The organism is Bartonella sp. AD13SXNS, from assembly GCF_042196465.1.
Taxonomy (GTDB): Bacteria; Pseudomonadota; Alphaproteobacteria; order Rhizobiales; family Rhizobiaceae; genus Bartonella.
The window spans coordinates 111030-119425 of the sequence record NZ_JBHIQI010000006.1; the positions used below are offsets into that span (position 1 = coordinate 111030).

Genomic DNA, 8396 nt, shown 5'->3' on the forward strand with positions numbered 1-8396 from the left:
CATGAGGTAAAGAGGGGCATGAGGTAAAGAGGGGCATGAGGTAAAGAGGGGCATGAGGTAAAGAGGGGCATGAGGTAAAGAGGGGAGTGAGGTAAAGAAGGGCATGAAGTAAAGAGAAGCGTGCTTAATGGCTTATACACTTACAGTGGCTGTTTTGAAATGAGCTTGAATGTGCTGGGAAATATTAAATGTGAATGAGAAATGCAAATATATTTCTGTTTTGGATGTTCTATTGGGAGTGAAGAGAAAGATCCCATTCAAGAACACGATAAATAAAAGCATAAAATGTGTAATTGCCGCGATTTAAAAGATATTGTCGTGGAGGTTTTTGAAAGTCATGAAGCGGAAAAGTAACGCTGCATGTTAGCTTTTACCCTTGAAATTTCCTATCATTTCAAAATGAAATTATAGACCCATTATGGAAATTACGCTAAAAGATATGTGCAATATGCGCGCTTTGATCTGGTCTATAAAAGCTGACTGCTTGCTCTTAATCGTTTTAATATCTGTCTTAAAATAGCGGCTGTATGAGCGATAAAGGTTGATGAACAGGAAAGGGCTTTATGCGGCTTTAAGTTCTCATCGTTAAGGTTTGAGGAACTATAGAGGTTGATTTAAAAAGATTGGACAATCTTTTTGTGCTTCATAGAACGGATTAGAAATTTTTTTGGAGAGGGGAACCTTCCCTTGTTTATTATTTGAAAGGCGCTTTAAGACAAAATATCAAAATAAGTATCAGGAACAGAGAGGCTATAAACAATCCCTTCTTCTGTTAATGTGAGCGAAGCTGAACCATTGACAGAAATGGGAACGATTTTTTCAAGAACGGCACTGCCAAAACAAGCTTTTATATTGTTTGTGGGAGAGACGTTGGATTCGAAATTTTCATTCCAAGTGATGATAAGTTGCGTTTTGCCATTCAGTTTTGTTTCGATTTCACAGCGTACACAGACACTACCCTTTTCTTGCGATAAAACACCAAAAGAAAGAGAATTGACAATCAATTCATGGAAAGCCAAACCAATATGCAAAGCGGCATTGGGAAAGAGGTAAGGATCTACGCCTTCAAGTGAAAAACGTTCTGTTTCTTTCATTAAATAGCCTAAAGCTTGCGTTTGGACTAATTCGCGAAATTGAGCACCACGCCAATCAGAATCGGTGATCAGATCTTGAGAATGAGAAAGAGAATGAAGACGACCTTGAAATTTGCGTAGAAAAACTTGAAGAGATTCAGTATAGCGTGCGGTTTGGCTGGCAATACTTTGAATGATCGCGAGAAGATTTTTAGAACGGTGGCTTACTTCTCGAAGGAGGATTTTAAGCACTTGTTCACGGCGGCGTAAGCCGGAAATGTTAACACCAGTAGTGATAATACCGATAATATCTCCGTTATCATTGCGGTGGCAATCAATAGAAAATTTGTACCAAATCTCTTGTTTGCTTATATCTTCAAAACGTGCTTCAACAGTTTGCATTTTACCACTGGCTAAAACTTGCAGTTTGATGGTTTCCATATTGTCTGCAAGGTCAAGCGAAAAAAAGTCGCTGTCACGACACCCAACCCGCCATTTATGGTGCAAATGGTGCGGCAAGTTTTCAGCCCATAAATAAACCAGATTTGTTGCCTGATAGAGAACACAAATATCAGCACCATGAATCGCTTGCATGAGCGCACTCATGTGAGATCTTTCCATGGGAGGCTTTGAAAGAGGCGTAACGACCATAATTTTAAGATGTTACTCTGTTCTAAGCTGCTTTAGAAGCATTCTCTTGAAAAAATAAAGCTTGGGAAATAAGCGCTTTCACCATATCAGGGTTAAAAGGTTTGGTCACTAAAAAAGTTGGTTCTGGACGCTCGCCGGTCAGCAGTCTTTCGGGAAAAGCCGTGATGAAAATCACCGGTATACGGTCATTTTTCAAAATCTCGTTGACCGCGTCAATACCTGAACTGTTATCGGCTAATTGAATATCAGCCAAAATCAACCGTGGTTTTTTCTTATGATACATGATGACAGCTTCATCGCGCGTTCGCGCTATTCCTACAACATGATGACCTAGGCTTTCTACCATTTGCTCAATATCAAGCGCAATAAGAGGTTCATCTTCAATAATCATCACTTCAGTGGCAATTTGTTGAGAAATATCAAGGGATGCTTGGTTGAGAAGCTTGCGGAATTCCTTCGTATCCAGATTCATGATTTCGCTGGCTTCTTGTTCATGAAACCCTTCAACGGCAATGAGCAAAAATGCTTGGCGTGCACGGGGCGTGAGATACGATAATTTGGCACTGGTTTTTTGTTCAAGACCAAATTGGGGCAGGGGTTCAGGAATATTCGGTGTGGTTTGGTCAAAAAGATGGCAAAAAAGCCAATAAGTTCCAATTCGATCACTGGAGGCTTTGGGAAAAATGGAGATGTCGGCAATGAGTGCTTCCAGCATCGCTGATACATAAGCATCTCCAGAAAATTGGCTGCCGGTGACAGAGCGGGCAAAACGCCGAAGATAGGGAAGATGCGGGGCAATGCGCGTTGATAATGACATAATTTATAACTCCTTTTACCTTGCAAGCATTTTGTTGGTTGAAATTCTCAACCGATAAAAAAGTTCCTTGATTTGTATGGAACTTTTTACCGATAGCTATATTTACAACCATAAGGCGAAAAAATTCTTCGCGGTGCTACTGATATTATATGGATTAGGGGGATGAAAAATGAACGACCGTGATGAAAAAAATCTCACCACACAATTTACAGTTGGGGATGATCTTCTCGGGGTCAATAGCGAAATAGCACGGAAATTACGCCAATTTTACATGGAAATTCAGGAAGAAGCACTACCACGGTGTTTGCTCGAGCTTTTAGAGAAGTTGGAGCGCGCAGAGCAATTTAGCTTAAACAATGTGGAAAAGGTTTGAATCCTTTATGTCAAAGTGCACAAAAAACTTTAAACAAGAACTCCTGTTGGTGTTGCCGGCTTTACGCGCTTTTGCTGTTTCTTTAAGTGGCAAGCACGATAAAGCCGAAGATTTGGTCCAAGATACTGTTATGAAAGCATGGGCTAAGCAAGACAGTTTTGAGATGGGAACCAATCTTAAAGCGTGGCTTTTTACGATTTTGCGTAATGAATTTTATAGTCAAATGCGCAAAAAAGGAAGAGAAGTTCAAGATACTGATGGCGTGTTTACTCAAAATGTCGCTGTGCACCCTGCTCAATATGGATCCCTTGATTTGCAAGATTTTAAAAAAGCCTTAAATCTGCTTTCTGCTGATCAAAGAGAAGCCATTATTCTCATTGGGGCATCAGGATTTTCCTATGAAGATGCTGCAGCTATTTGTGGGTGTGCTGTTGGAACCATTAAAAGCCGTGTGAGTAGGGCGCGTAATCGATTACAAGAACTTCTTAATGTCAATGGTGAATCCGATTATGGTCCTGATTCTTATTCCGCTGGGAGTACATTATGTTCATTTAACGGCTAAAAAAGCATAATAATTATGATCGATAGCCTTGTTTTTTTTATTCCCGTTATAGCTATTACAGTAAAGTCAGTATCTGAGGAAATTCAGAGTGTTTGGCGTGTATCCTTTGGAACACAAGAAAAGCCTGTATGAAACTCTCTCACGGGCTTTTGACCTTATGGTCCATAAGGCTGCCTTCCTTTGTGCTGAAAAATGACGTCTTTCAAGTTCGCCAATGGAAATTCTATGACAACAAAGACAAATTTGCTGCCTCAAATGCCTTCTTCTGATGTAACAATATCACGCTGGCGATGGGCAGCGATTGTTGTTTCTCTTGTTATGGCTCTTTTAGCATCGGTTTTTATTATGTTGCTTTCAAATGCCGTTGATAGAGAAGTCGCTCAGTTGAATACAAGTTCAGAATTGCGCGAACAGGCTGATTTGGTTCTTATTAGCTTGATTGATATGGCTGTTGCTGATCGCAGTTATGCAAAAACGCGCAAGGTGGAAGATAAAATACGTTTTGAAAATTCAGAGCGGGAGTTGGGGGATATTCTCGATTATATAGCTCTTATTGTTTATGCGCATCCGCAATGGGATGAGTGGTTTAGGGCTTTTAAAAAGGAAGTCGAAGCAAGACAAGCATTTATGAATGCCCATATGCATGCTCTTGATACAGGGACTGATCAATCTTCTCAACCTTCCACATCTTTGGAAGTATCAAAGATTCCCGTGGCACGTTTAGCACAATTGATGACAAGTTTTATTAATGGGGATGATGTGGTGCGCCAAAAACAGCGCGAGGGTATCGCATTGATGCGTGCTGCTTTAACATTGGCGGCTATTGTTTCTGTTGTCAGTACTTTTGTTTCAGCCTATTTTGTTATTAATCGTTTTCATCGTGATGTGCGTTCTTTAAAATTATATCAATTGCTGCTCCATAGCGAAAATATCGCTCTAGAAGCACGCGTGAAGGAACGAACACAAGAATTAGAAAAAGCACGCAATCACGCCGAGAAAGAACGCCAACGGGTTGAAATATTGTTGCAGGATGCAAGCCATCGCATTGGCAATTCTCTTGCTACGGTGTCTTCTTTGCTGGGGCTTCAGTTAAGTCGGAGTAAAAATGAAGAAGTTCGTGCTGTTCTAGGGGCTGCACGGGATCGTATTCAGACAATTTCCACAGCACATCGTCGTTTGCGTTTAAGTGATGATATGGAAACGACATTATTGGCAGAGTTTCTCAGTTCTGTTGTGCATGATGTCGAATTGGCGGTTCCTTTTGAATTGCGTGAAAATATCACCATTCACACCAACTTTAAAGAGTGTCGACTGTCTTCAAGAGATGCAACAACTCTTGGAATTATCCTGGGTGAGTTGCTGACTAATTCCTTAAAACATGCCTTTCCTGATCAACGGTCGGGTCATATTTATATCTCCTTTGGTCCTGAGCCAAATGGACAATTGATGCTCATTGTAGAAGATGATGGCGTGGGGATGAAGAGCCAAACTTTAAAACAAAAGACAGGACTTGGTCGTGTGGTTGTGGAACAGCTTTGTATGCAATTTGGTGAAAAACCTCTGTTTGAAACTTCTGCTTTAGGAGGCACAAAGATTGTCATTCCTTTGCCAAAACTTAGCACGAATAGTTCAAAAAAAACCTCTGACTGATTTTTTAAAATGGTAAATTTTCTCTTTGTTAGTGGTAAACTTCCTTTGATTTATCGCGAAGGCATGGGGAGGGCGCCTTTTCACAAGAAGGAGGATAAAATAAGGCTTTAATAGCGCAAACACATCACTCTTCATCTTAGAATTGTTGATTGTCTTCAAGAAAGGCAACTTTATTTTTTCATCTTTTGGTGTCATGTTTGTTTCTGACTTTTTGCTTTATTGACTCTAATTATGGCTTTTAACATTCTCCTTGCTTAAAGCTTTGAAGTGCTGAAGTTAGCCTGTAAATTTATTTTGAATAAGAGCTTGCTTGAACCAATAATATTTACATTGATACGCTCGTTTTTCTTTGCAAAGAGAGAGTTTTTCACGTTTTATTCTTTTTGTAAGGGCTGTTAAAATTTTAAATAGAGGGTGTTTTTGTAAGCGTGTGGGAGAAATATTCTTAAGGTAAAACGTGCTCGTAAAACTCATGAAACACCCTCCTTTAGGGCTTTAAATAGCATCAGTGTTCAACCAGTGGAATCTGTTCAATAAAAAGCTGGATTGTTTATAGAGTGATGGGCGTTTTAGAATCTTCAACCTTTAGGGGCTACATCTTTGATTTAAGATTTTATTGCATGGCAAATAAGGGCATTTCTATCGTTTTAATAAAAGAAAAAAGAAGCGTTAGCTTTTTTGAGTGTCATATTTTGCACTTTTCTGTTGTGGGTAAACCTGAAAAGGAGAGCGTTTAATTTTTGATCCTTGTTATGCTGCTTTGTGGTTACATCTTTCGGCGTATCCTTTACAGATCTTTAAAGTACGGAAATTTCTTTGAGAAAAGTTAAGCGCTCAAGCATATTTTTTAGATGTTTTAAGTCAATAAAAAACTGCCGGCGCTTTTATGCTTTAAGTCTCTTCAGAGGGTGTTATCGGGCTGTTTATCAAAGAATCAATATTGTTTTTTTCTTGTAGGAATGTTTGTAGGTCTTGATTGGTTAAGGCTTTGCTATCCGGTATACGGATGCGCATGGGATCAACTTTGACGCCATTGACGATGATTTCAAAATGACAATGGGGTCCGGTTGCCATTCCTGTTGATCCGACATATCCAATGATTTGTCCTTGTCGTACTTTTACGCCTGGTTTGATGTCTGGTGCATAACGACTTTGATGTGAATAACTGCTGACATACCCATTGGCATGTTGAATTTCCGTGTGATTTCCATAGCCGCCTGTTACACCTACTTTTGTGACAATACCATCTCCTACAGCAATAATGGGAGATCCTTTAGGAGCAACCCAATCAACACCCGTATGCATGCGAATATAGCCTAAAATAGGGTGTTTGCGTGGGCCAAAGGGAGAGCCAAAAATGCCATTTGGTGTGGGTTTGCGTAGCAAGAAAGGTTTTGAACTTTTCCCTTCAGAATCATAATAATCAACGCTTCCATCTTTTAATTGATAACGGTAATATTTATAAGTTGTATTCCCAAAAGTGGCGCTAATATAACGAATTTCTGGATCCGTGTTTTTGGAGGGCTCTTTGGCTTTCAAGTTCTTTTTGCCGTTTTGGGTTTCTTTATCGCTTTGGGGTATGGCATAAAATATTTCAATCTGATCATTGGGGGTTATCTGGCTTTTCATATCAATGTTGGTGGCAAGCAGACGAATAAGACGATGAGAGAGAGATTGTGATATGTTATGGCTTAGCAAAGCACTATAGAGCGCATCATAAGCTGTTGGTAATTGCGCGCTATTGATATAAGAATGCGGAATACCATTTTGAAAAGCCGTTTTAAGTGCTTTAGACATTTTAGGCTCTGTGCTTTCAATGAATTGGCCTTTATCATTCAGAGCAATGGTGAGAACATGATACATCCCTTGATAAATGCTTGCACGGACGAGATGATCTTCTTCGCCAGCTTGTGTCACCACTCCAATGCGTAAAAGACTTCCCTCTTTAAGGGTGTCGGAAAGGCTCATTTTTTCTAGTGTTTTTACAACCTGTTCAATTTGCTCTTTTGTATAACTGGTTTTTTTGAAAGCATCGGCTATCTTTTGTTTTTTGCGAATAGGGATAATATCTTCAACATAGTTTTTCGTCAGATCAATACGGTGACTTTGAGGAGAAACGGTTACATTTTCTTGCACGATACGGACTTCAGGGGGCTCTGTTTCTTGAGAAGGGGAGGATGTATCTTCTAATTTTAAAGGGTCGATTAGCGTGAGAACTGAAAGGAGTTCGGTACTTTTTTCTAAAGTAAATCCGGCTTTTTGTACTTCTTGTTGTGCTTCTTCATCTGTCAGCGTATCGGTGTCATCAAAATCGAATTGATCTATCTTAAAGTCATAGCTGCGTAAGGTGATTTTTGTTTCGACCTTTGCTCCATAAATCTGTCCAGAATTTTGTGGTTTAGCGCTTTGATTTATCGAATCACTGGCAAGAATGCTTAAAGAATCAAATTTTGGATAGCTATATTTCTGGGGGCGCTTTTCGGCTAAAGCCATACGAATCCATTCAAAATGTTGTGTTTTAATGACCTTTTCATCACCTTTTTTTTGCAGAATCGATAATTCAAATTGGCGTTTACTGTCGAAGCTTTGCCGTGCATGGGTGGGAGAAATGCGATCACCTTTATAGCCATTGGCTTCAAGATCTTGTGATTCTGATAGGTTTTCTTGCGTAAACCATTGAGGCGGTGTTACCAATCGCTGTTGTTCATCAAGAGCTGTAAAAAGTGCAATACCCATGAGAATGCAGGAAGTGATTCCTGTCAGAACTGTTCCTGTAAGCCAACGGGCCGAGACCTGTCTGCGCTCAGGACGTAAGCGTTTGACGACAAGAGCAGGGTCCTGTCCGGGATCGTTTTTTTGTTGTTCGTTATCCCACATAGATTTTAAGAGTACTTTTCAATATTAAATAAAGAAAGCTAGCATAGCTTAGCCTGTTTCTACAAGAATTTGATTCTTTTTACAAATTACAGATCATGCGAATTCTCTTTATACCGCAATGTCTTTATAAATCGTACCTGTGCAGAAAAATTTCCTTATTAAAGTAAGATAAAACAAGCGTTATTATGATTAACCCATTCCTAGGGACTTCTTATTTTTACGCATCGCAATGGGATGCTATATTTTACTTTAAAGGCGCTATGCTTCCTTTAACTCTTTCTGTTTTCATGTTTTATTTTTATTTTAGTGTAATGTATTGAAATAGCCGTTGTTGTTTACAATATTTTATTTTGAAAAAAATAAAAAATGATATTGACTCTTTGCTTGAAAGAG

General features: G+C 39.4%; 6 protein-coding genes. 3 read left to right on the forward strand and 3 right to left on the reverse strand.

The features are described from left to right. Positions 1 to 710 precede the first annotated feature (710 nt). On the reverse strand, positions 711 to 1724 hold the full coding sequence (locus tag ACFIMQ_RS05930) for a sensor histidine kinase (protein WP_375615972.1): 1014 nt from the start codon (positions 1722 to 1724) through the stop codon (positions 711 to 713). Positions 1725 to 1746: 22 nt separating this feature from the next. Beyond that, positions 1747 to 2541 (reverse strand): response regulator, encoded by a 795-nt coding sequence (locus ACFIMQ_RS05935; protein ID WP_375615973.1) that lies wholly within the window; start codon positions 2539 to 2541, stop codon positions 1747 to 1749. A 169-nt stretch (positions 2542 to 2710) separates the two neighbouring features. On the opposite strand from ACFIMQ_RS05935, the gene ACFIMQ_RS05940 reads away from it, so the two are divergent. The 3 genes from ACFIMQ_RS05940 (at position 2711) to ACFIMQ_RS05950 (ending at position 5126) form a co-directional block, all read left to right on the forward strand. Next, positions 2711 to 2914: a NepR family anti-sigma factor gene (locus tag ACFIMQ_RS05940; protein WP_375615974.1), complete on the forward strand. Its 204-nt coding sequence runs from the start codon at positions 2711 to 2713 to the stop codon at positions 2912 to 2914. A 7-nt stretch (positions 2915 to 2921) separates the two neighbouring features. Next, positions 2922 to 3476 (forward strand): RNA polymerase sigma factor, encoded by a 555-nt coding sequence (locus ACFIMQ_RS05945; RefSeq protein WP_375615975.1) that lies wholly within the window; start codon positions 2922 to 2924, stop codon positions 3474 to 3476. 225 nt (positions 3477 to 3701) lie between these two features. After that, on the forward strand, positions 3702 to 5126 hold the full coding sequence (locus ACFIMQ_RS05950) for a sensor histidine kinase (RefSeq protein ID WP_375615976.1): 1425 nt from the start codon (positions 3702 to 3704) through the stop codon (positions 5124 to 5126). Between the two features lie 891 nt (positions 5127 to 6017). On the opposite strand, the gene ACFIMQ_RS05955 is transcribed toward ACFIMQ_RS05950, so the two are convergent. Continuing rightward, positions 6018 to 8003, reverse strand: coding sequence for a M23 family metallopeptidase (locus ACFIMQ_RS05955; RefSeq protein WP_375615977.1), 1986 nt, complete (start codon positions 8001 to 8003; stop codon positions 6018 to 6020). Positions 8004 to 8396 lie beyond the last annotated feature (393 nt).